This window comes from Microbacterium sp. Au-Mic1 (assembly GCF_021341785.1).
In the GTDB taxonomy this organism is placed as follows: domain Bacteria; phylum Actinomycetota; class Actinomycetes; order Actinomycetales; family Microbacteriaceae; genus Microbacterium.
The window spans coordinates 27,565-51,351 of record NZ_JAJTTF010000008.1 but is presented as its reverse complement, the minus strand read 5'-3'; the positions used below and the strand labels follow the sequence as shown (position 1 = coordinate 51,351).

The window sequence follows — 23,787 nt, the reverse complement described above, 5'->3', positions numbered from 1 at the left end:
GCGCGCGGATCAGGCCGGGTCCAGCACCAGGCGGTAGCCCATGCCCTGCTCGGTGAGCAGGTGTTCCGGCGCGCTGGGGGTGCGCTCGAGCTTCTTGCGCAGCTGTGACAGGTACAGCCGCAGATATCCGGTGTCGGTGATCTGCTCGGTGCCCCAGATCTCGCGCAGCAGCTCCTGCCGGGTGACGAGCGCGCCGGGGTGGCGGGCCAGATGCTCCAGGATCTGCCACTCCGTCGGCGTGAGGTGCACGCGGGATCCGCCGCGCGTCACGGCCTTTGCCGCCAGATCCACCTCGACCTCGCCGAACGCCACCGACGACTCGGCCGGTGCTCCGCCGCGGCGGCGGGCGAGGGCGCGCAGTCGCGCGAGCAGCTCGTCGATCTGGAACGGCTTGGTCACGTAGTCGTCGGCGCCCGCGTCGAGCGCCTCGACCTTGTCGGCGGATCCGGTCCGTCCCGAAACGACCAGGATCGGCACGTCGCTCCAGCCGCGCAGCGCCTCGATCACCGCGATCCCGTCGAGCTTCGGCATCCCGAGATCGAGCAGCACGATGTCGGGGTGGGCCTGGGCGGCCATCGCGATCGCGGCGGCGCCGTCTCCAGCGGCGATCACCTCGTAGCCGTGCGCGGCGAGCGTGATCCGCAGGGCGCGCACGAGCTGCGGGTCGTCGTCGGCCACGAGCAGTTTCATCGCGGGTCTCCGTCCGTCGCGGGGCTGGCGCTGTCAGTGTTCGAGGAGCGATGTTCGTCCGTTCCGGCGTCGAAACCGAGCAGACTCTGCTCCTCGAAACCGGCGGGGGCTTCGGCGAGCGGCAGCGACACCACCATCGTGAGACCGCCGCCGGGGGTGTCCTCGGCCGTCAGCGTACCGCCCATGCCCTCGGCGAAACCCCGGGACAGGGCGAGACCCAGACCGAGGCCGGTCGTGTTGTCGGTGTCGCCGTGCCGCTGGAAGGGCAGGAACGCGCTCTCGCGCTGATCCTCGGGGATGCCCTCGCCGCGGTCCGCGACCCGGATCTCGGCGCGCTCGCCGAGCCGGCTCGTCGACACGATCACGCGCTCGCCGGCCGGGGAGTGGCGCACCGCGTTGGTGAGCAGGTTCACGAGCACGCGCTGCAGCAGCACCGGATCCGCGCGGAGGCCGGGCAGCGCCGGATCCAGGGCGAGCTCGACGTCCGCGGGCCCGAGCGACAGCTCGTCGAGTGCCGAGACCACGCCGCCTGCGGCGTCCACGCGGCCCAGTGACACCGCCAGCACCCCGGCCTGCACACGGCTGACATCGAGCAGATCCGTGACCAGGCGCGACAGGGTGGCGAGGCTCTCATCCGCGGTCTCGACGAGCTCGGCGCGGTCCTCCGCCGAGAGGCGGTGCGCGCTGCGGAGCCCGCCGACGGCGGCGACGGCGGCGGCGAGAGGCCGGCGCAGGTCGTGGCTGAGGGCGGAGAGCAGGGCGCTGCGCACCTGATCCGTCTCGGCGAGGACCGCGGCGTGGCTCGCCGTCTCGCGCAGATCGGTGTGCTCGATCGCGGCGGCGAGCTGCGCCACGATCGCGTCGAGCAGGCGGCGGCCCGCGGCGTCGAGATCCGCCCCGTGCAGCTCGAGGACCGCGCGCGGCTGTCCGTCCGCGCCGATGCCGACGGGCACGGTCTCGACCTGCGGATCCTGTCGGCCGCCGCCGGCCGGCGCGCCGGATGGCCGCGAGACCGAACCTCCGCTGCGAGACCGACGATCCGAACCTCGGTCTCGGGACCGAGGTTCGGTCTCGCGGTCGACCGAAGGGTGCGCCACGTCGTCCGCGTCGTCCGCGGCGTGGTCCGGATCCCCTCCGGCGACATTGCCGCCGAGCGGCTCTCCGTCCGCGGCGATCACCGCACCGTCGGGGGAGAGCAGCCGGATGCCGCTCAGCCCGAACGCCTCGCGCGCCCGCGCGACGAGGGCGGTGGGGGCGCTGTCCCCGCGCAGCACGTTGCCGGCGACGGCCGCGAGCAGCTCGGCCTCACCGGCCGCACGCTGAGCGGCGCGGGCGCGTCGAGCCGCCTGGTCCACGACGATGCTCACGAGCACCGCGATCACGACGTAGAGGGCGAGCGCGAGGGCGTGCAGCGGATCCGCGATCGTGACCGTGAAAAGCGGTTCGACGAAGAGGAAGTCCAGCGTGAATCCGCTCAGCACGGCCGCGAACAGCGCGGGGCGCAGCCCGCCGATGAGGGCCACCACGACGACCAGGAGCTGGTAGCTGAGCACGTCGGTGGTGATGGACCCGGGTGCTTTGAGCGCGAACAGCAGCCAGGACAGCAGCGGTCCGCCGACCAGCGCCACGGCGAAGCCGATGAGCTGGCGCCGCCATCCCAGCGCCCCGCCGCTGATCGACGGGAGCGGTCCCCGACGTCCGGCCGCGGCGTGGGTCACGATGTGCACGTCGATGTCACCGGAACGGCGGATGATCTCCGCGCCGATGCCCGGCCCCGTGAGGGCCGCGGAGAGGCGCGAGCGCCGGCTCACGCCGATCACGAGCTGGCTCGCGTCGACCGACTGCGCGAACTCGACCAGGGTGCCCGGCACGTCGTCGCCCACGAGCTGGTGATAGCTGCCGCCGAGCGACTCCACGAGACCGCGCTGGGCGCTGAGGGCACCGGGGCGATCGCCGCGCAGGCCGTCCTGCGTGGTGACGTGCACCGCGAGCAGCTCGCCGCCGGCCGAGCGCGCCGCTATCCTCGCGCCCCGGCGCAGCAGGGTCTCGCCCTCGGGGCCGCCGGTGAGGGCGACGACCACGCGCTCGCGGGCCTGCCAGGCGCTGTCGATGCCGTGCTGGGTGCGGTAGCTGCGCAGAGCGTTGTCCACCTCGTCGGCCAGCCACAGCAGCGCCAGCTCGCGCAGCGCCGTGAGGTTGCCCAGGCGGAAGTAGTTCGACAGCGCCGCGTCGATGCGCTCGGCCGGATACACCTGGCCCGCGGACAGCCGGTCGCGCAGGGTCTGCGGGGCGAGGTCGACGACCTCCACCTCGTCCGCGTCGCGGATCACCGCGTCCGGCACGGTCTCCTGCTGCACGACGCCCGTGATCTTCTCGACCACGGCGTTGAGCGATTCGATGTGCTGCACGTTCACGGTGGTGATCACGTCGATGCCGGCGTCCAGCAGCTCCTGCACGTCCTGCCAGCGCTTGCCGTTGCGGGATCCGGGCGCGTTGGTGTGCGCCATCTCGTCGATGAGCGCGAGTGCGGGCCGGCGGGCGAGCACCGCGTCGACGTCGAGCTCGTCGAGCTGCACCCCGCGATGCGACACCGCTCGGCGCGGCACCTCCTCGATGCCGCGGGTCTGCGCGAGCGTCGCCTCGCGGCCGTGCGTCTCCACGATCCCGATCACCACGTCGCGCCCGGCCTCGGCGAGGCGTCGGCCCTCGCCGAGCATCTCGTAGGTCTTGCCCACGCCGGGCGCCGCGCCCAGGAGCACGCGCAGGCGCCCGCGGGAGCCGGATCCGCCCTCGCGCCTCGCGCCCATCATCGCCTCGCTCACTGCACGTGCCCTCTCGTCGCCGCGTGTCACCGCGGCAGGGCGTCGAGGGCCTGGTTCAGCGCGAGCACGTTCACCCGCTCTTCGCCGAGGAAGCCCGCATCGCGCGTTTGAATCCTAGACTCCACCAGCGAGCGCACGGCGGAGGCGGAAAGTCCGCGCGCCTCGGCGACCCGGTTCACCTGCAGCAGCGCGTAGGCCGGGCTGATCTGCGGATCCAGACCCGACGCCGAGGCGGTGAGGGCGTCGGCGGGGATCGCGGACTCGGCGACGTGCTCACGGTCGGCGATGGCCGCACGGCGCTCGCCGATCGCCTTCACCAGGTCGGGGTCGTTCGGTCCGAGGTTGCTGCCGCCCGACGCGGTGGGGTCGTAGCCGTCCTTGCCCGCCGCGGACGGACGGGGCTGGAAGTACTGCGGCAGCGCATCGCCCTTCGCATCGGTGAAGGACTGCCCGATCAGCGCGCTGCCGGCGGCGGCTTCGCCGCCGGCCCAGCCGCCGGTGGGGTTCCCCTTCGCGTCGACGAGGGATCCGTTCGACTGCCAGGGCAGCGCGAGCTGGCCGATGCCGGTGATCGCGAGGGTGTACCCGACCCCGAGGACGAGGGTGAGCACGAGCATCGCGCGGACGGCGACGCCGGTGAGGCGGACGGTGCCGCGGAGGTTCGACATGGTGTGCGTTCCTTTGAGGGTCAGAAGCCGGGGATGAGGGCGACGACGAGGTCGATGAGCTTGATGCCGACGAACGGGAGGATCACGCCGCCGACGCCGTAGACGAGCAGGTTGCGCTGCAGGATCTGCGAGGCGCTGGCCGGCTTGTACCTGACGCCGCGCAGGGCGAGCGGGATGAGGAAGACGATCACGATCGCGTTGAAGACGATCGCGCTCGTCACCGCGGACGCCGGCGAGTGCAACTGCATGATGTTGAGCGCCGCGAGCCCCGGGAACGCACCCATGAACATCGCCGGGATGATGGCGAAGTACTTGGCGATGTCGTTCGCGAGCGAGAACGTGGTGAGTGCCCCGCGGGTGATGAGCAGCTGCTTGCCGATGCGCACGATGTCGATGAGCTTGGTCGGATCCGAGTCGAGGTCGACCATGTTCCCGGCCTCCTTGGCCGCCGAAGTGCCGGTGTTCATCGCGACGCCGACGTCGGCCTGAGCGAGCGCGGGGGCGTCGTTCGTGCCGTCTCCGGTCATCGCGACGAGGCGGCCGCCCTCCTGCTCGCGGCGGATGAGGGCGAGCTTGTCCTCCGGGGTGGCCTCTGCGAGGTAGTCGTCGACACCGGCCTCGGCGGCGATCGCCTTCGCTGTGAGCGGGTTGTCGCCCGTGATCATCACGGTGCGGATGCCCATGCTGCGCAGCTCGCCGAAGCGCTCGGCCAGACCCTCCTTGACCACGTCCTTGAGATGCACGACGCCGAGGATCCTGGTGCTCCCTCCCGGGGTCGTTGAGCGAGCACCGACGGAGTCGGCGCGAGACGAAACGCCGCCTTCGTCGGGGTGCCGCGTTTCGTCTCGGTCGGCTTCGCCGTCCTCGCTCAACGACCCTGTGGTGGCGACGGCCACCACGAGGGGGGTGCCGCCCGAGGCGGCGATCTCGTCGGCGAATCCCGCGGCCTGAGCGGCCGCCGCGGCGTCACCGGAGCCCTCCGCCTCGATCCAGGCGCGGATCGCCGAGCCCGCACCCTTGCGGATCCGGGATCCGTCGGCGAGGTCGACGCCGCTCATGCGGGTCTGGGCGGTGAAGGGCACGGTCTCGGCACCCTCGGGGGTGGCGACGGCGATGCCGCGGGCGGCGGCGAGCTCGACGATCGAGGCTCCCTCGGGTGTCGGATCGGCGAGCGAGGACAGTGCGGCGGCCTGCAGCAGCTCCTCGGCGGAGACCCCGCCGACCGGTCGCACGTCGGTGGCACGGCGGTTGCCGTAGGTGATGGTGCCGGTCTTGTCGAGCAGCAGCGTCGTGACGTCGCCGGCGGCTTCGACCGCGCGGCCCGACATCGCGAGCACGTTGCGCTGCACGAGCCGGTCCATACCGGCGATGCCGATCGCGCTCAGCAGGGCGCCGATCGTGGTCGGGATGAGGCAGACGAGCAGGGCGATCAGCACGGGGATGCTCACCGGTGACGCCGAGTAGGACGCGATGGGGTTGAGGGCCAGCACGACCACGAGGAACACGATCGACAGACTCGCGAGCAGGATGTTCAGCGCGATCTCGTTGGGCGTGCGCTGGCGGTCCGCCCCTTCCACGAGGGCGATCATGCGGTCGACGAACGTCTCGCCGGGCTTGGACGTGATCCGCACCACGATCCGGTCCGACAGCACCCGCGTGCCGCCCGTGACCGCGCTGCGGTCGCCGCCCGACTCGCGCACCACCGGGGCGCTCTCCCCCGTGATGGCGGACTCGTCGACGGTCGCGATGCCCGCGACGATGTCGCCGTCTCCGGGGATCGACTCACCCGCGACCACGACCACGACGTCGTCCCGGCGCAGGTCGGACGAGGAGACCTCCTCGGTCGCGGCGCGCTCGGCGGACGGATCCACCGCCGCGTCGTAGCCGGTCACGCGGCGGGCCATCGTGCTCGTGCGGGTCTTGCGCAGCGTCGCCGCCTGCGCCTTGCCGCGCCCCTCTGCGACCGACTCGGCGAGGTTCGCGAACAGCACGGTGAGCCAGAGCCACACCGCGATCGACCAGGTGAACCCGTTCGGCACCGGGGTTCCGCCGGACTCGGCGGCCCCGGATCCCAGGAACGGCTCGGCGATCGCGAGCACGGTCGTGACCGCGGCCCCGGCCCAGACGAGCAGAATCACGGGGTTGCGCAGCAGCCGGGCGGGGTTCAGTCGACGCAGGGCTCCGGGCAGCGCCTGGACGAGCTGGCTCCAGCCGAAGGCGCGCTGCGGGCGCTTCGGTGATCCGCTGCCTGATGCGGGTTCGGGAGCGGGGTGGGTGAGCGGAGTGTCGACGACGGTCATCGGACGAGTCCTTCTGCGAGCGGCCCGAGCGTGAGCACGGGGAAGTAGGTGAGGGCGGTGACCACGACGGAGACCGCGATGAGGAGCCCCACGAACTGCGGGCGATGGGTGGGCAGGGTGCCCGCCGTCTCCGGCACGTGCTGCTGCTGGGCCAGGGATCCGGCCAGCGCGAGCACGAACATGATCGGGATGAACCGTCCGAGCAGCATCGCGACGCCGAGTGCTGTGTTCAGCCAGGGCGTGTTCGCGGTGAGGCCGGCGAAGGCGGATCCGTTGTTGTTCGCCGCCGAGGTGAAGGCGTAGAGCACCTCGCTGAGCCCGTGCGGGCCCGGGTTGAGGATCGACGTCTTCTCCACGTCGGCGCGGATCGGCGGGATCGCGAAGCTGAGCGCGGTGCCGGCGAGCACGAGGGTCGGCGTGACCAGGATGTAGAGGCTGGCGAGCTTGATCTCACGCGGGCCGAGGCGCTTGCCCAGGTATTCCGGGGTGCGGCCGACGAGCAGGCCGCCGACGAACACAGCGATCACCGCGAGGATGAGCATGCCGTACAGGCCGGATCCGACGCCGCCGGGGGCGACCTCGCCGAGCATCATGTTGATCATCGGCATCATCCCGCCGAGCGGCGTGAACGAATCGTGCATGGCGTTAACGGCGCCGGTGGAGGTGAGGGTGGACGCGGTGCCGAACAGGGCCGATCCGAGGATCCCGAAGCGCTGCTCCTTGCCCTCCATCGCTGCTCCCGCAGCCTGCGTGGCGGTGCCCCCGCCGCCGATCTCGAGGGCACTGAGCGCGAACAGCGAGACCAGGAAGATCGTGCCCATGACCGCGGCGATCGCGTAGCCCTGGCGGTGGTCGCCGACGATCCGGCCGAATGTGCGGGGCAGTGCGAACGGGATCGCGAGGATCAGGAGGATCTCGAGCAGGTTCGTCCACGGGGTCGGGTTCTCGAAGGGGTGCGCGGAGTTCGCGTTGTAGAAGCCGCCGCCGTTCGTGCCGAGGAGCTTGATGGCCTCCTGCGACGCGACGGGCCCGCCGGGGATCGACTGCGCGGCGCCCGCGACCGTGTGCACGTCGGTGAACCCGGAGAGGTTCTGAGCCACGCCGCCCAGGATGAGCGCAAGGGCGGAGAGCACGGCGAGGGGCAGCAGCAGCCGGATCAGGCCGCGGATGAGATCGACCCAGAAGTTGCCGATCGTGGCGCTGCCGCGGCGGGCGAAGCCGCGGACGAGGGCGATCGCGATCGCGATCCCGACTGCGGCCGAGGTGAAGTTCTGCACGGCGAGGCCCGCGAGCTGCACCAGGTGGCCCATGGTCTGCTCGGGGGAGTAGGACTGCCAGTTGGTGTTGGCGACGAACGAGGCGGCGGTGTTGAACGCCAGCCCCTCCGGCACGGCGGGCAGGCCGAGCGAGAGCGGCAGGAGCTGCTGCACGCGCTGGAGCAGGTACAGCAGCAGCATGCCGACGACGGAGAACGCGAGGACGCTGCGCGCGTAGGCCCGCCAGGTCTGCTCGGACGACGCGTCCACGCCGATCAGGCGGTAGATGCCGCGCTCCACGCGCAGATGACGGGAGCCGGTGTAGACCCGGGCCATGTAGTCGCCGAGAGGGCGGTACAACAGCACGAGGACGGCGATGAGGGTGGCGGCCTGGAGCACGCCGAGCCAGATGCCCGCCGCGCCCATCAGAACTTCTCCGGGGCGACGAGGGCGACCACGAGGTAGCCGATCGCGGCGATCGCGAGGGCGGCGGCCACGATCTCGATGACGATCACAGCTTCTCCACCCCCTTCGCGATCAGCGCGACCAGGGCGAAAAGCGCGAGCGTTCCCGCGACGTAGATGATGTCGAGCACGGATCCGATCGAACCGGCTCCCTCGCCGCAGACGGGGCTTCCTCACGGTTTGCTCACGCCGCGCGCCGGGAACCCATGCGGGTCCCACACGACCTGGCGATCGGATCCCCGCTTTCAGGGAGCGATGTCTGTCGGCCTGGGGGTCGGAATCGAGCGAACATCGCTCCCCGAAACCGGTGGGGTGGTGGGTCCTCGCTCCCCGCCTGCAGCGCGAGGACAGCCGCGGGCGCGAAGATGGGACGGTGGAGACGCAGGCGGAGTTTCGGCGCTCGAGCAGGGCGATCGGCTGGCAGGTCGCCGCCGTGTGCGCCGGGCTGGTGCTGCTGGGCGCAGGGCTCGCCCTCGCATACATGTTCTGGCAGACCAGGCCGGCCGAGGTGAATGGGCCGCCCGAACCGGGCTCCGTGCGGATCTTCCTTGACCCGGCGGATCTCGTGCTCGGCGGGGTCGTGGTCGGGCTCGGAGCGATCGTCTGCGCCGGCGCCGCCGCGTGGCTCATCGCCCGGCGGGCGGTGCGCCCCCTCGAGGAGGCGGCGCGGATCCAGCAGCGCTTCGTCGCCGACGCGAGTCATGAGCTGCGCACGCCTCTGGCTGTGCTCAACGCGCGTGTGCAGCAGCTCGCGCTGCTCACCCCTGCGGGCGACCCGCGTCGAGAGGTCCTCGATGCGCTGCGCGAAGACGCCGGGATCATGTCGGGGATCGTCGACGACATGCTGGCCGCAGCGACCGGGACGGCACCGCAGCGCGGCAGCTGTGCGCTCGCCGAGGTCATGAACGCCGCCGCCGCGGACATGGCGCTGCTCGCGGAAGGCCGCGGGGTGCGCATCGCCACGTCGCCCCTGTCCCGTGAGGTCGCGCTCCCCGCCGCCGACCTGCGCCGATGCCTGGTCGCGCTGATCGACAACGCCGTCGACCATGCGCCGGCCGACAGCACCGTGTCCGTGGCGGCCGTCGCGGAGCGCGCCGTCGCCCGCATCGCCGTGGCCGACAGCGGATCCGGGATCACCGGGATCGATCCGGCCCGGGTGTTCGACCGCTTCGCGCACGGATCTCCCGTGGCCGGAAGCATGTCCACCGGGTCGGCCGGGGGCATGAGCGGGCCGCGCACCCGGTTCGGCATCGGACTCGCGCTCGTCGCCGAGCTCGCGGAGCGCCACGGCGGCGCGGTGCGCGTGGCGCGGACCGGGCCTGGGGGCACGGTGTTCGAGCTCGTCGTGCCGTTCGCCGACGAGGGAGCGGATCGATGAGCGGCCGGCTGCTGATCGTCGAGGACGATCCCCGCCTCGGCCCGATCATGCGAGACGTGCTCTCGGCCGGGTGGTCGGTGCAGCTGTGCGATTCGGCGGAGGAAGGGCTCGATGCCGTGCTGGCGCGCGGCTTCGACGCGATCGTCGTGGACCGGCGCCTGCCCGGCATGAGCGGCGAGGAGCTGGTGCGCGAGCTGCGCCGGCGCAGGGTCGGCGCGCCCATCCTCATGCTCACCGCCCTCGGCGAGCTGCGCGACCGGGTCGAGGGACTCGATGCCGGCGCCAACGACTACCTGGTGAAGCCGTTCGAGTTCGAGGAGCTGAGCGCCCGGCTGCGCGCCCTCACGCGCGACTACGCCGCACCGGTCGCGGGGACGGCGATCGGCAGTTGGACGTTCCATCCCGACGACCACAGCATCGATTCGCCGTATGCCGGCCGGATCCTGCTCACCGAGGCCGAATCGGCGTTCCTGGCGGTGCTCGCCTCCGAGCCCGAGCGCACCTTCTCCCGCGAGTACCTGCTCGAGGCGGTGTTCGCCCGGGGCGAGAGCCTGACCACCGTCGAGACCTACGTGCACTACCTCCGCCGCAAGACCGATCGGGACCTCATCCAGACGGTCCGCGGATCCGGCTACCGGCTGGGGACGCCGGCCTGATCCGGGTCGGCCGCCGTCTGCACGCGGCCCTGATGCGAGGCCTGGGCCGCGCCCTCCCGCTGTCGGCGGGCGCGGAGCATCCCGCGCACCCCGCCGATCGCGACCGGCACGACCGAGACGACGACGATCGCGATCATGAGCAGGTCGATGTTGTCGACGACGCCGGGGATCCCGCCGAGCAGCAGGCCGATCGCCGTCATCCCGCACACCCATGCCACCGCGCCGATCGCGTTCCAGGGCAGGAACCGGCGGTACGGCAGGCGCGCGGTTCCTGCGACCAGCGGCACGTACGTCCGCACGATCGGGACGAACCGTCCGAGCACGAGGGACAGCGGGCCGTAACGCTCGAAGAAGCGCTCCGTCTCCACCAGGCGGCTGGTGCGCAGCACACGCGCGTCGTCGCGGAACAGCCGTCGACCGAAGCGCTTGCCCAGGACGTACCCGACCTGGTCGCCGAGCACGGCCGCCGGGATGCCGACCAAGAGCACCTGCCACGGCTGGATCCCGAGGGGGCCGGCCAGGATCGCCGCCGTGACGAGCAGGGAGTCGCCGGGGAGGAACGGGAACAGCACGCCGGACTCGATGAAGATCAGCAGCGCGATGCCCGCGAGCACCCACGGGCCGAAGGCGTGCAGCATCGAGGAGGCATCGGGGAGGAGTCCTGTCGGTGCCAGGACGGAGGAGGCGAGAAGGTGCACGGCGTCGTCCTCCGGCTCAGGCGCCGAGATCCTTCAGCAGCACGGCGAGCTCGGCCTCCTGGGCCGCGGGTGCGGCCGCCTTCACTCCGGGGTGATCGATCGCGTACGCCCGCAGCACGGCATCCATCTCCTGGTCGAGAAACGTCCATGCGGTGGAGTCCGCCGCCTGCAGTGCGCTCTGGTCGGCATCCCACGTGTCGCGCATCTTCTGAACGGTCGCGTGGGATCCGGCCGTGTCGCCGGCCTTGTCCTGGTGCACGGCGGTCTGCGCGAGGGTCACGTACTTCGCGACGGCGTCCTTCGGCAGGTGCGCGGTGACCTGCTGCGGAGTGAGGGCCGCGACCGGACCGTTCGAGGCTCCGTCGTCGGCGGCCGCGGCCGTCTGGTGCGGAAGGAGGGAGGCCACGGTGAGGATCGCCGCGGTCACGACGGCGAGGACGACGAATCCGATCAGTCCGGCGCGCTCGCGGCCCGGACTCGTGATCACCCGGGAGGCGTGCGTGGCGTCGTAGGTCTCCACGACGTCGCGCCGGGTGACGGCGAGATAGACCACCGTGGCGAGGATCAGGCCGAGGAAGATCATGCTCGTCGCGAAAGTGCCCAGGCCCAGGCCGACGGGATCGCCCGGGTTGGCGGGCTGCGCCGGGGATCCGAGGAAGTCGCCGATGTTGGCGCCGAGCGGCCGGGTCAGGATGTAAGCCAGCCAGAACGAGAGCACCGGGTTCGCGCCGCCGCGCCACAGCGCGGTGATCGCGAGGATCAGTCCGAGCGGGAGCAGCACGGCGACGCCCGGGCTCCAGCCGGTCAGCTCCAGCGTCCAGTCCCCCGTGGCGGTGCCGAGGGCGAAGGTCACGAGCACGGTGAGCCAGTAGAAGCCCTCACGCGGGCGGGTGTCGATCGCGTGGATCGACAGCGTGCGCTCGCGCGCCCACCAGATCGCGAACACGACCGCCAGCAGCACCGAGAACACCGCCGAGGACACCCACAGGGGCACGCCGAGCTGGTCGGTCAGGATGTCGGTGTACAGGGTGCCCGTGATCGAGATGACCACGACCGTCAACCAGTACGGGAACGGCGAATAGCGCTTGAGGCTCAGCTGCACCGCGAGGACCACCACGAGTACGCCTGTGAAGATCCACGCGGTGCTGCTCAGGCCCACGCCGAGCGTGAGGTTGATCCAGTCCGCGAAGCTCTCGCCGACCGTGGTGCACAGGATCTTGATGATCCAGAACCAGATCGTGACCTCGGGGACCTTGTTCAGCAGGCGTCCCGCGGTCGCCGCTCTCGCCGTGCTCGTCGTCGTCATGCTTCGACGCTAGGAAGCCGTCACCAAGGACCCGCCAAGGATGCCCGTTTCGAAGCGCGCACGTGGCGGTGTCTCGGGCGCGGATCCCGCAGCGTGCGCGCTTCGAAACGGGTCGGCCGGGCGGGGTCAGCCCAGCTCGGGCGGGCCCGCCGGACGCTGCACCCGACGTGCGGGCTTGGAGGTGTCCTCGCCGTACAGCGGGCGGCCCGCACGCTGCTGGCCGGGGACCGGACGGGAGCGCCGGCCGTAGATGAGCTCGGAGGAGTCGAGCAGCCAGGGCACCAGCGTGATGGTCACGCCGTGCACCATCATCAGCTGGTTCGCCACGCGGCGCGCGCGGCGGTTGTGCAGGATCGACTCCCACCAGTGCCCGACGATGTACTGCGGCAGGTAGACGGTGACGACCGCCGGACCGTGCTTCTGCCGGTACTTGTTGATGTAGGCCTCGACCGGGGCCGCGTAGTGCCGGAACGGCGACTCGACGATCACCAGCGGGATCGGGATCCGGTGCTGCTGCCAGTCCTTCTGCAGCTGCACGCCATCTTCCGGATTGGCGGCGACGTGCAGGGCGATGGTCTTCTGATGCTTCGCCGCGATGGCGTAGTCGATCGCCTTGATCACCGGCTTCTGCAGCCGGTTGACGAGGATGATCGCGACGTCGCCCTCGGATCCGAAGTGGGTCGTGTCGTCGATCGAGATCTCGTGCTCGACGTCGCGGTAGTAGCGCTTCACGCCCATCATGAGCAGGGCGAGGACCGGGATCGCGATGAACACCATCCATGCGCCGTGCGTGAACTTGGTGACCGTGACGATCACGAGCACGGCGATCGTCATGGACGCACCGAGGGAGTTGATCGCCAGACCCGTGTAGGCCGTGCGGCGCACCGGCTGCGCGTCCTTCACGCTCATGACCTTGGTGCCGGCGAGCAGTCGTCGCCAGTGCCGCACCATGCCGACCTGGCCGAGCGAGAACGACACGAACACGCCGATGATGTAGAGCTGGATCAGGTTCGTCAGATTCGCCTGGAACAGCACCAGCACGCCGATCGCGGCGATGCCGAGCAGGATCATGCCGTTCGAGAACACGAGGCGGTCGCCGCGCGTGTTCAGCGCCTTGGGGGCGTAGCCGTCGCGGGCGAGCACCGCGCCGAGCAGGGGGAAGCCGTTGAACGCGGTGTTCGCGGCGAGCAGGAGGACGCAGGCGGTCGCAGCCTGGATGATGAAGAACGGCAGGGATCCGCCGCCGAACACCGCCGAGGCGATCTGCGCCATGAGGCTCTGCTGCGGGGTTCCGCAGGCGAACCCGACCAGGTCGCGGCACGGGTCCTCCGCGTAGTGGACCTGCGTGATCAGGCCGAGCGCCGTGAGGCCGGTGAACAGCAGGATGGCGATGCCGCCCATCATCGCCAAGGTCGCCTGCGCGTTGCCGATCTTCGGGATGCGGAAGGCCTGCACGCCGTTGGAGACGGCCTCGACGCCGGTCAGCGCGGAACAGCCGCTGGAGAACGCGCGCAGCACGAGCAGGATGACCGCCGCGTTCGCGAGCTGGTCGCCGTGCATCGCGTACTGCGAGCTCTCGGCGATCGGCGCGTCGCCGAGGAAGGTGCGCACCAGACCCGTGACGATCATGACGCCGACGGATCCGATGAAGATGTAGGTGGGGACCGCGAAGAACGTCGAGGCCTCGCGCACGCCGCGCAGGTTCACGATCACGATGAGGATCACGAAGCCGACGGCGAGCTCCACGCGCCACGGGTCGAGCTGCGGCACCGCGGAGATGATGTTGTCCACGCCCGAGGCGATCGACACGGACACGGTCAGGATGTAGTCCACGAGGAGCGCGGCAGCCACCACGACGCCGGGGATCTCACCGAGGTTCTTCGACGCGACCTCGTAGTCGCCGCCGCCCGAGGGGTAGGCCTGGATGAGCTTGCGGTAGCTCAGCACGATGACGATCAGCAGCAGCACCACGGCCGCGGCGACCCAGGGGGCGAAGGTGAGGAACGCCAGACCGCCCAGGCCGAGGGTCATCAGCATCTCCTGCGGACCGTAGGCCACGGAGGAGAGCGCGTCGGATGCGAAGATCGGCAGCGCCATCCGCTTCGGGAGGAGCTGCTCGTTCGCCTTCTCTGTGCTGAGCGGCTCGCCGAGCAGGATGCGTTTGGCTACCTGCGGGGCGTCGGCGCTCTCACGGCTGTCATTTGCCACGAGCGGCAAAACTACGCCTGGAACGGCGCGGATGCAATTTCGCGCGCGGGTTGTTGCATCACTGTTCCATCACTCTTTGCCGCCGACGGATCCCGGGCGTGTCCGGATCGGGTATCCGCGCACTCGCGGAGAGCGCTCTCTGCGCGTTCGGAGGTCCGCTCAGAACGAACACACAGGAGATCCGAACACCTGTTGCGTAGCGTCGCAGGCATGAGCACGGTCCCTCTCGATGACGATGCGCTGAACCAGACCCTGTCCGAGGCGCGAGAGCTGCGAGACGAGTTCCAGCGCTTCCTGCACGAGTACGAGTTCGGGATGCGCGAGATCGAGACGAAGATCTCGATCCTGCGCGACGAGTTCACCCACCATCACTCCTACAACCCGATCGAGCACGTGAAGAGCCGGGTGAAGTCGCCCGACAGCATCGTCGAGAAGGTGGCTCGAAGGGGGATCGAGCCCGACTTCGACACGATCCGCGAGCACATCACCGACATCGCGGGCGTGCGTGTGACCTGCAGCTTCGTCGCCGACGTGTACCGGCTGTTCGATCTGCTCACCGCGCAGGACGACATCACCGTGCGCATCGTGAAGGACTACATCGCGACACCGAAGGCCAACGGGTACCGCAGCCTGCACGCGATCCTCGAGGTGCCGGTGTTCCTCTCCTCCGGCCCGATCATGGTGCCGGTCGAGGTGCAGTTCCGCACGATCGCGATGGACTTCTGGGCGAGTCTCGAGCACAAGATCCACTACAAGTTCCAGGGCCAGGTGCCCGCCCGCCTCGTGGACGACCTCACCGCGGCGGCCGACGCCGCGAGCGAGCTCGACGATCGCATGGAGCGGCTGCACCACGAAGCGCACGCTCCGCTCGCAGCGCTCCCGCCGGTGCCCCTCGACGTCTGACGCGGCGCGGCGCGGGCTCGGGTGCGCGAGCGCGAGCTCGCGGGGTGTGTGACGATCAGCACACCCTGTGACGATCAGCACGCGTGTCGCCGGGGATCCGTGTGCCGATCGTCACAACCTGTGCTGATCGTGGCAGCGCCGGCGTGCGGATCCGAGCCGGCCGGAGACGGATCCGCGCCAGGGACGTGCGGATCCGCTCAACGCGCCTCCCACTGGAACCAGCGGATCCCGATCCCGGCGAAGACCACAAGATAGGCGCCGATCGCGACGATCGCCCAGGTGTCGTCGCTCGTCCAGGCCGATGCCGACTGCACCGCGGTGAACAGAGTCATCAGGGCGCCGACGGGTGACCACTTCGCGATGGCGGTGAAGGTGTCGCCGAGGACGCCCGAGATGCCGAGGACGCCCAGCAGGAGCAGCACGACGTACAGCACCCGGCCGAGGGCGTTCACGGCGGTGGAGGAACGGAGCAGCCCGACCACGGCCTGCCCGATCCCGAGGAACATCGCGGCGCCGTAGATCGCGACGACGAAGATCAGCAGGTACGTGCCCACGCCGTAGCTCAGCCCGTGCATGATGCCGCCGACGACGATCACGACGACCGCCGTCGCGATCGCCGCCGCGAACTGCACGAGCAGACGGCTCAGCATGATCGCCCAGGTCGGCGTCGGCGTGACGCGCAGTCGCTGGAACACACCCGCTTCGCGATCGCGTGCGACGATGATCGAGTAGCCCAGCAGCGACGATGACAACAGGCCGTAGCTCAGCGCCAGGGCGATCATCAGGGCCGGCCCCGCGGCGCCGAATCCGCTGCCGCCCCGGCGGGCGGCCTGGTTCGTGATGATCAGCATCAGGATCGGCACGGCGAGATTCAGGATCAGGGTCTGCTTGCTGCGCACGAGGACGGTGAAGTCGGCGCCCACGAGCGAGCGCAGAGTCAGCCCGAGTGGCGGCCGGGTGATGGTGGTGTCAGTCACGAAGGTCACTTCCCGTCAGGGCGATGAAGACGTCCTCGAGTGTCGGTTCGCCGTGTGCGATCGCGAGCACGCGCGGATCCTCGCGATGCGCGGCGATGAGTTCGGCGGGGCTGCCCGTCGCGACGATCCGGCCATGATCGATGATCACGATGCGGTCGCACACGGCCTGGGCCTCCTCCATCGAATGGGTCGTGAGCAGGATGCTGCCGCCGCGCCGTCGGGAAGCCTCGATGCGCTGCCAGAGACTGCGCCGCGATTGCGGATCCAGACCGCTCGTCGGTTCGTCCAGCAGGAGCAGCAGGGGGTCGTGGAGCGTCGCGATGAGGAGGGAGAAGCGCTGCGCCTGGCCGCCGGACAGGCCCTTGAGGCGTTTCGACGCCTCCTGCTCCAGACCGACGCCGTCGAGCGCCTCCCGGGCGGTCGCGCGGGTCAGGCGCACTCCGTACAGCCCTGCGTAGAGTCGCAGCAGCTGCTCGATGCTCAGCTCGGGCTGGAAGCCTGAGCTCTGCAGTTGCACGCCGAGCCGGGAGCAGGCATCGATCGGATGGCGCAGAGCGTCGATCCCGTCCACGTTCACGGATCCGCTCGCCGGCCTGCGCAGGCCCTCGATCACGCTCAGCGTCGTCGTCTTGCCCGCACCATTCGGCCCGAGGAGGCCCAGGATCTCGCCGCGCGCGATGCGGAACGCGACGCCGTCGACCGCCGTGCGGGAGCCGTACCTCACCACGAGTCCGTCGACCTCGAGGACGGCACCGCCGCCCGCATGCTTGTCGGTCGTCGTCTCCTCTGACGGTGTGGACATGGCTCCCCCTTCGAGCAGCTGCCATCCTTCTGCCGATTGCTATCAGCCGCCCATGAGAATCCGGGGTCGTGGCTGAAACCGATTCCTTCCCCACGCGGGCGGGCACGAGGGATCCAGGGCGACGCATCGCGTCGGACCGCGGTCGCGACGGCGTGCTCGTGCGAGGTGCCGTGCGGAGGTCGATTTTGTGAATCGACCCAACGTGTCGTAGCGTCTTGATCAGATCCACTGTCCGCGCGCGGTCGTGCATCCGACCCTGGGGCCGGATGCGGGCGAAGACGGGATCCAGGTCGTCAGGGGAATTGGCGGCCGTAGGGGACTCACGGGAAATGGGTTCCCGAACAACGGGCCAGGGGATGGTCCGATGGGGAGGAGAGGGTCGAGCGATCGGCCCTCCTGAAGGACGTTCCGCGGGGAGCGGGCGCCCTTCTTCTGTGGCTGGGGAGCACAATGAAGCTTGGGGACCACTTCGCGCGCGCCGTCGTGGCGCTGGGGACGACGATCGCGCTCGCATTCGTCGCGACGCCCGCCGCGCAGGCCGCAACCGCCTCGCATTCGCTGAGCGGTTCGCCCGCGGCGACCTCGGTGCGTTCCGCCGCGCTGGCTCCGGTGCCGGCGCGCGTCGCACCGGCGACCAGTGCCGGCCTGGTCTGCGCGACCGGAACCTTCTACGCGCTGTCGGGCACCGGACAGCTGCAGCGCGTCGCGAACGGCGCCGTCTCTTCGGTCGGCACCGCGGCCACCGGGGTCTCGTCGTTCAACGGTCTGGGCATCGGCGCGAACGGCGCCACGGCGATCGCGTACGAGCGGACGAACAGCAGCCGCACCGCGACCATCTGGTACTTCGACGGATCCGCGTGGAAGCCCACGGGCGACAGCTACACGACGTCTGCGACGCTCATCGCCGGCGCGATCGACCTGAAGACCGGTGACTACTTCTTCGGAGGGTTCGCCTCCGGCAGCTTCTACATCTACAAGTACGTGCTGAGCACCGGGACGTTCTCGCTGGTCGGCACGATCGACACCTCGGCCGCGGGCGGCACCAACGGCGACATGGCCTTCGACGCGAACGGCAACCTGTACGTCGTCGGCAGTGCGTCCACGACGACCGTGTACTCGGTGACCGCGGCGGCGCTCGCCTCCGGCAACGGCGGGCTGCTCGCGTCGTCGCCGTCCTTCTCGTTCACGCCGTCCGGGTTCTCCAACATCAACGGCATGGCGTTCAACACCACCGGTTCGATGTACCTCGGCAACGCATCGACCGTTCGCGAGTACAACGCCTCGACCGGCGCCCAGATCGGCGGCGACGTCACCAACAACCTCTCCAGCACGGATCTGGCGAGCTGCAACTCGCCCGCGAACCTCACGGTCAAGAAGAACGTCGTCGCCCGCGCCCACGTCGGCGACCAGTTCCGGCTGTCCGTCAAGAGCGGCACGACCGAGTCCGCGACCGCGACGACGACCGGGAACGCCACGGGGGTCCAGGCCGCCCAGATCGGTCCGCTGCCGGTGATCCAGAACAACGCGTACACGGTGTCCGAGGCGATCGCCTCCGGGTCGCCCGGCACGCTGGCCGACTACGCGAGCTCGCTCGCCTGCGTCGACGAGACCGGTGCGACGGTGCCGACCAACGCCGCGGGCCAGCTCACGATCCCGAACCGCTCGGGCGCCAGCGTCGTGTGCACCATCACGAACGCGCCGCTGCTCGCGACCGTCGTCGTGCACAAGACCGTGCTCGACATCACCGGCAAGAACCCGGCACCCGGTGCCGGCTGGAGCCTCGGCGCGGCGACCACCGCGACCACAGGGACCGCCACCTCCACGCCCTCCGCGACCGCGCAGACGACGCCGACCTCGGGCGATGTGAACTGGACCGTCGCGTTCGACAAGACGACGTCGCGGGCGACCGTGCGCGTCTCGGAGACGCAGAAGAGCGGGTGGGACTTCGTCAACGGCAGTTGCACCGTCACGTCGCTGGGCGGCTCGCAGCGCACCGTGACCCTGCCCGGCGCCGCGGGTGCGGACGTCACCGGCGTCGCCCCCGGCGATGCGGTGGCCTGCACGATCACGAACAAGCCGTCGGCGGCGACGCTGACGCTGAAGAAGCAGGTCGACAACACCTACGGCGGCGGTTCCGTGGTCTCGGACTGGACGCTCACCGCGAGCGGAACGCAGACGATCACCGGAAAGACCGGAGACGCGAGCGTGACGAGCGCGGTCGTGACCCCGGGGACCTACGCGCTCTCGGAGAGCGGCAGCCCCGCGGGCTATGCCGCAGGGGCCTGGACCTGCACCGGCGCGACCGCGACCGGATCCTCCGTCACCGTCGCGGCGAACGCGAACGCGGTCTGCACGATCACGAACGCGAGCAAGCCCGGATCCGTGGCCTGGACCAAGACGTCGAAGGCGACCGGCGCCCAGCTCGCCGGATCCGAGTGGACGCTCACCGGCCCCGGCCTGCCCGCCCAGGGGCTCGTCGTCAAGGACTGCACCACAGCGCCCTGCGCCGGCCCCGACCTCGACCCGGCGCCGGGCGCCTTCCGCCTCGACAAGCTCGCCTGGGGAACCTACTCCGCCAAGGAGACGCTGGCTCCCGCCGGTTACATCGCAGCCGGATCCTTCACCTTCACGGTGAACGCCGCCAATGCCGGCACCACGCTCGACATCGGTGCTCAGCCGAACGAGCAGCAGCCTGGCGCGGTGCTGCCGTTGACCGGAGGCGTCGGAAGCGACGCGTTCCTCCTCGCGGGCGGCGCCATCGTGTTCGCCGCGCTCGCGCTCCTCGGCATCCTCCGCCTGCGCCGCAGCACGCGTCGCGCCTCCTGACCCATCACCCGCCTCAACCGACAGCAGGACAACTGTCGGCCGACGGGTGTCGGTCGACGAACGACAAAGAAAGCAGGAACGGAAATGACCAGCAGGTCTCTCGGGCTGCGCAAGCTCGCAGCCGGGCTCGGAGTCGCGGCTCTCGCCGCCCTCGGCGCCCTCGCCGTGTCGCCGGCCGCGAACGCCGCCGACACCCTGAGCCCGTCGAACATCACGGGCACCACGGGCAGCATCACCATCCACAAGCACGCCGGCGACCCCGGCGCCGCGGGTGACGGCACCCAGATCACCGACCCCGCGAAGATCGCCGCACTCGGGCAGGGCCTCGAGGGTGTGCAGTTCAGCGTTCAGCGCGTGAGCGCGAACGGCACTCCGATCGACCTCACCACTGCCGCAGGCTGGGACCAGGCGAAGACCGCGACGCCCGCGAACGTGTCGTCGGCGCCGTTCTCCCTCGCCGCCGGCACCACGGCGACCACCGACGCCTCCGGCCAGGCCGTGGTCTCGAACCTGCCGTACGGCCTGTACCTGGTGACCGAGACCAGCCCCGGCGCGAACCCGATCGTCTCGCCGGTGCAGCCGTTCCTCGTGTCGGTCCCGTACCCGAACCAGGGCACCTGGCTCTACAACGTGCACGTCTACCCGAAGAACAAGCTGAACTCCACGGAGCCGACCAAGACCGTCGCCGACCCGAAGGCGCCGGTGCTGGGCTCGCAGATCGTGTGGACGGTCAACGCGCCGATCCCCGCCCTGGCCGCAGGTGACACCTACCGCAGCTTCTCGATCACCGACAACCTCGACCCGCGCCTGACCTACGTCGGCGCCGTGGTCAAGGTCGACGGCACCACCCTCGTGGAGGGCACGGACTACACCGTCTCCGGCAACACCGTGATCACCTTCACGGCGACCGGACTGGGCAAGCTCGCAGGCAAGACCGCCGTGACCGCGGACATCACCACGACCGTGACCTCGCTCGGTGCCGATGGCCAGATCCTGAACACGGCCGTCGTCAACACCAACGGCTCCGACCGCACGACCAACACCCCGCAGACCAACTGGGGTCCGCTGAAGGTCGTCAAGCAGGACGGCACCACGAAGAACACGCTCCAGGGTGCGATCTTCGAGGTCTACGACGCCAAGAACGGCACCAAGGTCGCCGGCCCCGTCACGACCGACGCCAACGGCCAGATCCTGATCGACGGCCTGTGGGTCGGAAACAACGACGTGAAGAGCAAGGACTACTGGCTCAAGGAGACCCAGGCTCCGGCCGGCTACGTGCTCCCTGCCGACCCGTGGACGCAGGTCACGGTGACCGCCAACGGTCAGGCCAACCCGACCAGCATCACGATCTCCAACACCCAGCAGTTCGGCCCGAACCTGCCGCTGACCGGTGGTGCGGGCAGCACGCTGTTCGCCGTCGTCGGCGGTCTGCTGGTCGTGGCCGGTGTCAGTGCGATCCTGGTGCGCCGCGTGCGCGCTCGTCGCCACTGATCCGTCGTCCGTGAGTGATCCTTCCCACAAGGCGCATTCACGGACCCGAGGAGGGCAGGAGCCCCCAGGCTCCTGCCCTCCTCTTCTTCTTCCCGCCCCTTCCCGGTGCTGTCCGGGGCCGGAGTCGGGATCCGTTAGCCCCAGCACATCGAGGCTGAGAGGAGCAGTCGTGTCCCAGACCTCGCCGATGCGTCGCCGCGACGCGAGGCCCGCACCCCGCCGGCGATGGCGGATGCCTTGGGCGACGGCGATCCTCGCCGCCATCGCCTTCGTCGGCGTCCTCGTGCTGATGTACCCGACGGTGGCGAGCTGGTGGTCGCAGTACAACCAGTCGCAGCTGATCGTGAAGGTGGACTCCGAAGTCGGCGGCTCCGCGGCCGATGCGCGCGACAAGGCGCTCGAGGAGGCGAGGGCGTACAACAGGGCCCTCGTCGGCGGGGCGCTCGTCGCGCCGGGCTCGCGCATCCCGACGAGCACCGCAGCAGCGCCCGGATTCGACTATCCCCGCATCCTCCGGGCCGACGCGGATGGCGTCATGGGCCGCCTGCGCATCGCCTCGATCGGCGTCGACCTCCCGATCTACCACGGCACGTCCGACTCCACCCTGACCAAGGGCGTCGGACATCTCGAGGGCACCTCTCTGCCCATCGGCGGTGCCGATCAGCACTCCGTTCTCACCGCGCATCGAGGCCTGGCCGGCGCGACCCTGTTCGACAACCTCGATCAGCTGAAGGTCGGAGACACGTTCACGGTCGAGGTGTTCGGGCAGGTGCTGACCTATCGGGTGCGCGACACCAAGGTCGTGCTCCCCGAGGAGACGCAGACCCTGAGCGCGCAGCCCGGAGAAGACCTCGTCACTCTCGTGACGTGCACCCCGCTCGGCATCAACAGCCACAGGATCCTGGTCACGGGTGAGCGCGTGACGCCGACCCCGCAGAAGGACCTCGACGCCGCCGGAACGCCGCCGGACATCCCCGGGTTCCCCTGGTGGACGGTCGTGATCGGCTCCGCTCTTGTTCTGCTGGCCGGTGTCGTCGTGGCCGCCGGGCGCCCTCGCCGTGACTCCGACCGCGGAGCAGACGCGGTCGCAGGGGCATCCGTCAGTCCAGGAACTCCCGGGCTGCGACCGTGAGCGCCCTGACACCCACTTCGATCGTGGGGTGGATCTCGACGGCGAAGAACGGGGAGTGGTTGGTGGCGATGTCGCTGTCGACAGTGCCCTGCGCCACCGCGGCGGCGTAGCGCGCCGGCGCGATGCCGCCCCAGAACCAGAACACGAGCGGCACGCCCGCATCCCGGGCGAACCACGACACGTCCTCGCTGCCGGTGAACAGGCCCGGATCGATCACGTTCTCCTCGCCGAACGCGGCGCGGAAGGCCTGCGTCGCGCGCTCCGTCGCGGCGTCGTCGTTGATCGTCGCGGGCAGCGTGTGCAGCGTCTCGATCGTCGGATCCTGGGTCGCGCCGCTCGCCATCGCCTCGGCCTTGATCACCCGCTCCACCTTCGCCAGCACCTTGGTGCGCAGCGCGTCGTCCGGATAGCGCAGGCTGAGGTCGAGCGTCGCCTCGGCCGGGATGATGTTGTTCTTGGTGCCGGCGTGGATCGCACCGACGGTGACGACGGCGAGATCGTGCGGGTCCACCTCTCGCGAGACCACGGTCTGCAGGCGCATCACCGTCGCCGCGGCCATGACGACGGGATCGATCGTGGAGTGCGGACGCGAGCCGTGCCCGCCGCGGCCGTGCAGCACGACGTGCAGGCCGTCGGAGGCCGACATCTGGGGTCCGGGCCGCACGCCGATCATGCCGGCGGGGAACGGGGTCACGTGCTGGCCGATCACGACGTCAGGCCGGGGGAAGCGATCGAGGGCGCCGTCGTCGAGCATGGCGCGCGCGCCGGCGCCGAACTCCTCGGCGGGCTGGATGACCACGACCAGCGTGCCGGACCAGTCGTCCTTGGTCCTGACCAGCTCCTCCACCGCGCCGATCATCGCGGTCACGTGCATGTCGTGTCCGCACGCGTGCATGACGCCGACCTCGTGCCCCTCGGCGTCGACACCGGTCGCGGTGCTGGCGTAGGGCAGGCCCGACTCCTCGACGACGGGCAGCGCATCCATGTCGGCGCGCGCCCACACCACGGGGCCGTCGCCGTTGCGCAGCACGCCGATGACGCCCGTGTGCCCGACGCCCTCGGTGACCTCCAGCCCGAGGTCTCGCAGGTGCCCGGCGGCGATGCCCGCGGTGCGCACCTCCTGGAACGACAGCTCGGGGTTGCGGTGCAGGTCGATGAAGAGCGCTTCGAGGTCGATCGTCATAGGGCTGAGCCTACGCGGATCCGCCAT

General features: G+C 70.4%; 18 protein-coding genes. 6 read left to right on the top strand and 12 right to left on the bottom strand.

Annotation, left to right across the window (positions count from 1 at the left end):
• Positions 1 to 9 precede the first annotated feature (9 nt).
• The 6 genes from LXM50_RS12205 to LXM50_RS18760 are packed head-to-tail and all read right to left on the bottom strand — an operon-like array spanning position 10 to position 8,251.
• Positions 10 to 690 (bottom strand): response regulator, encoded by a 681-nt coding sequence (locus LXM50_RS12205; RefSeq protein ID WP_233311597.1) that lies wholly within the window; start codon positions 688 to 690, stop codon positions 10 to 12.
• Positions 687 to 3,497, bottom strand: a complete 2,811-nt coding sequence (locus LXM50_RS12200; protein WP_233311748.1) for an ATP-binding protein — start codon at positions 3,495 to 3,497, stop codon at positions 687 to 689. Before LXM50_RS12200 ends, LXM50_RS12205 begins: the two co-directional genes overlap by 4 nt.
• Positions 3,498 to 3,538: 41 nt before the next feature.
• Positions 3,539 to 4,180: a potassium-transporting ATPase subunit KdpC gene (kdpC, locus tag LXM50_RS12195; protein WP_233311596.1), complete on the bottom strand. Its 642-nt coding sequence runs from the start codon at positions 4,178 to 4,180 to the stop codon at positions 3,539 to 3,541.
• 20 nt (positions 4,181 to 4,200) lie between these two features.
• Positions 4,201 to 6,480, bottom strand: coding sequence for a potassium-transporting ATPase subunit KdpB (gene kdpB / locus LXM50_RS12190; RefSeq protein WP_233311595.1), 2,280 nt, complete (start codon positions 6,478 to 6,480; stop codon positions 4,201 to 4,203).
• The gene (kdpA, locus tag LXM50_RS12185) at positions 6,477 to 8,162 is read right to left on the bottom strand and encodes a potassium-transporting ATPase subunit KdpA (protein ID WP_233311594.1); all 1,686 of its coding nucleotides are present in this window, start codon (positions 8,160 to 8,162) and stop codon (positions 6,477 to 6,479) included. Before kdpA ends, kdpB begins: the two co-directional genes overlap by 4 nt.
• Positions 8,162 to 8,251, bottom strand: coding sequence for a potassium-transporting ATPase subunit F (locus LXM50_RS18760; RefSeq protein ID WP_233311593.1), 90 nt, complete (start codon positions 8,249 to 8,251; stop codon positions 8,162 to 8,164). Before LXM50_RS18760 ends, kdpA begins: the two co-directional genes overlap by 1 nt.
• 322 nt (positions 8,252 to 8,573) lie before the next feature.
• Between LXM50_RS18760 and LXM50_RS12175 the strand changes: the two genes are divergently transcribed.
• Positions 8,574 to 9,578 carry a sensor histidine kinase KdpD gene (locus LXM50_RS12175; RefSeq protein ID WP_233311592.1) on the top strand — a complete coding sequence of 335 codons (1,005 nt, stop codon included), beginning with the start codon at positions 8,574 to 8,576 and terminating at the stop codon, positions 9,576 to 9,578.
• Positions 9,575 to 10,234, top strand: coding sequence for a response regulator transcription factor (locus LXM50_RS12170; RefSeq protein ID WP_233311591.1), 660 nt, complete (start codon positions 9,575 to 9,577; stop codon positions 10,232 to 10,234). Before LXM50_RS12175 ends, LXM50_RS12170 begins: the two co-directional genes overlap by 4 nt.
• Here the strand turns inward: LXM50_RS12170 and LXM50_RS12165 are convergent.
• From LXM50_RS12165 to LXM50_RS12155, 3 genes are all read right to left on the bottom strand, one after another.
• Positions 10,210 to 10,872: a DedA family protein gene (locus LXM50_RS12165; RefSeq protein ID WP_267920874.1), complete on the bottom strand. Its 663-nt coding sequence runs from the start codon at positions 10,870 to 10,872 to the stop codon at positions 10,210 to 10,212. The genes LXM50_RS12170 and LXM50_RS12165 overlap by 25 nt on opposite strands.
• 76 nt (positions 10,873 to 10,948) lie before the next feature.
• Positions 10,949 to 12,238: a hypothetical protein gene (locus LXM50_RS12160; RefSeq protein WP_233311589.1), complete on the bottom strand. Its 1,290-nt coding sequence runs from the start codon at positions 12,236 to 12,238 to the stop codon at positions 10,949 to 10,951.
• Between the two features lie 126 nt (positions 12,239 to 12,364).
• Positions 12,365 to 14,446: an APC family permease gene (locus tag LXM50_RS12155; RefSeq protein ID WP_374107830.1), complete on the bottom strand. Its 2,082-nt coding sequence runs from the start codon at positions 14,444 to 14,446 to the stop codon at positions 12,365 to 12,367.
• Between the two features lie 210 nt (positions 14,447 to 14,656).
• Here LXM50_RS12155 and LXM50_RS12150 point away from each other — a divergent pair, with 210 nt between their 5' ends.
• Positions 14,657 to 15,349, top strand: a complete 693-nt coding sequence (locus LXM50_RS12150) for a GTP pyrophosphokinase family protein (protein WP_233311588.1) — start codon at positions 14,657 to 14,659, stop codon at positions 15,347 to 15,349.
• A 197-nt stretch (positions 15,350 to 15,546) separates the two neighbouring features.
• On the opposite strand, the gene LXM50_RS12145 is transcribed toward LXM50_RS12150, so the two are convergent.
• Positions 15,547 to 16,326, bottom strand: a complete 780-nt coding sequence (locus LXM50_RS12145) for an ABC transporter permease (RefSeq protein ID WP_233311587.1) — start codon at positions 16,324 to 16,326, stop codon at positions 15,547 to 15,549.
• Positions 16,319 to 17,128, bottom strand: coding sequence for an ABC transporter ATP-binding protein (locus tag LXM50_RS12140; protein ID WP_233311586.1), 810 nt, complete (start codon positions 17,126 to 17,128; stop codon positions 16,319 to 16,321). Before LXM50_RS12140 ends, LXM50_RS12145 begins: the two co-directional genes overlap by 8 nt.
• 450 nt (positions 17,129 to 17,578) lie before the next feature.
• Here LXM50_RS12140 and LXM50_RS12135 point away from each other — a divergent pair, with 450 nt between their 5' ends.
• The 3 genes from LXM50_RS12135 to LXM50_RS12125 all read left to right on the top strand — a co-directional run bounded on the left by LXM50_RS12135 (position 17,579) and on the right by LXM50_RS12125 (position 22,577).
• Positions 17,579 to 19,954, top strand: a complete 2,376-nt coding sequence (locus LXM50_RS12135; RefSeq protein WP_233311585.1) for a SpaA isopeptide-forming pilin-related protein — start codon at positions 17,579 to 17,581, stop codon at positions 19,952 to 19,954.
• 84 nt (positions 19,955 to 20,038) lie between these two features.
• Entirely contained in the window at positions 20,039 to 21,445 is a 1,407-nt protein-coding gene (locus tag LXM50_RS12130) for a SpaH/EbpB family LPXTG-anchored major pilin (RefSeq protein ID WP_233311584.1), read from the top strand.
• Positions 21,446 to 21,614: 169 nt separating this feature from the next.
• Entirely contained in the window at positions 21,615 to 22,577 is a 963-nt protein-coding gene (locus LXM50_RS12125; protein WP_233311583.1) for a class C sortase, read from the top strand.
• Here LXM50_RS12125 and LXM50_RS12120 read toward each other — a convergent pair.
• The gene (locus LXM50_RS12120) at positions 22,546 to 23,760 is read right to left on the bottom strand and encodes an amidohydrolase (RefSeq protein ID WP_233311582.1); all 1,215 of its coding nucleotides are present in this window, start codon (positions 23,758 to 23,760) and stop codon (positions 22,546 to 22,548) included. The genes LXM50_RS12125 and LXM50_RS12120 overlap by 32 nt on opposite strands.
• Positions 23,761 to 23,787 lie beyond the last annotated feature (27 nt).

Excerpts from the sequence above, each read along its gene's own strand:
- LXM50_RS12140 (WP_233311586.1), bottom strand. The coding sequence starts at position 17,128 with ATGTCCACACCGTCAGAGGAGACGACGACCGACAAGCATGCGGGCGGC.
- LXM50_RS12160 (WP_233311589.1), bottom strand. The coding sequence starts at position 12,238 with ATGACGACGACGAGCACGGCGAGAGCGGCGACCGCGGGACGCCTGCTG.
- kdpB (WP_233311595.1), bottom strand. The coding sequence starts at position 6,480 with ATGACCGTCGTCGACACTCCGCTCACCCACCCCGCTCCCGAACCCGCA.
- kdpC (WP_233311596.1), bottom strand. The coding sequence starts at position 4,180 with ATGTCGAACCTCCGCGGCACCGTCCGCCTCACCGGCGTCGCCGTCCGC.
- LXM50_RS12135 (WP_233311585.1), top strand. The coding sequence starts at position 17,579 with ATGAAGCTTGGGGACCACTTCGCGCGCGCCGTCGTGGCGCTGGGGACG.
- LXM50_RS12165 (WP_267920874.1), bottom strand. The coding sequence starts at position 10,872 with ATGCTGCACGCCTTCGGCCCGTGGGTGCTCGCGGGCATCGCGCTGCTG.
- LXM50_RS12130 (WP_233311584.1), top strand. The coding sequence starts at position 20,039 with ATGACCAGCAGGTCTCTCGGGCTGCGCAAGCTCGCAGCCGGGCTCGGA.
- LXM50_RS12200 (WP_233311748.1), bottom strand. The coding sequence starts at position 3,497 with ATGGGCGCGAGGCGCGAGGGCGGATCCGGCTCCCGCGGGCGCCTGCGC.
- LXM50_RS12150 (WP_233311588.1), top strand. The coding sequence starts at position 14,657 with ATGAGCACGGTCCCTCTCGATGACGATGCGCTGAACCAGACCCTGTCC.
- LXM50_RS12170 (WP_233311591.1), top strand. The coding sequence starts at position 9,575 with ATGAGCGGCCGGCTGCTGATCGTCGAGGACGATCCCCGCCTCGGCCCG.
- kdpA (WP_233311594.1), bottom strand. The coding sequence starts at position 8,162 with ATGGGCGCGGCGGGCATCTGGCTCGGCGTGCTCCAGGCCGCCACCCTC.
- LXM50_RS12120 (WP_233311582.1), bottom strand. The coding sequence starts at position 23,760 with ATGACGATCGACCTCGAAGCGCTCTTCATCGACCTGCACCGCAACCCC.
- LXM50_RS12205 (WP_233311597.1), bottom strand. The coding sequence starts at position 690 with ATGAAACTGCTCGTGGCCGACGACGACCCGCAGCTCGTGCGCGCCCTG.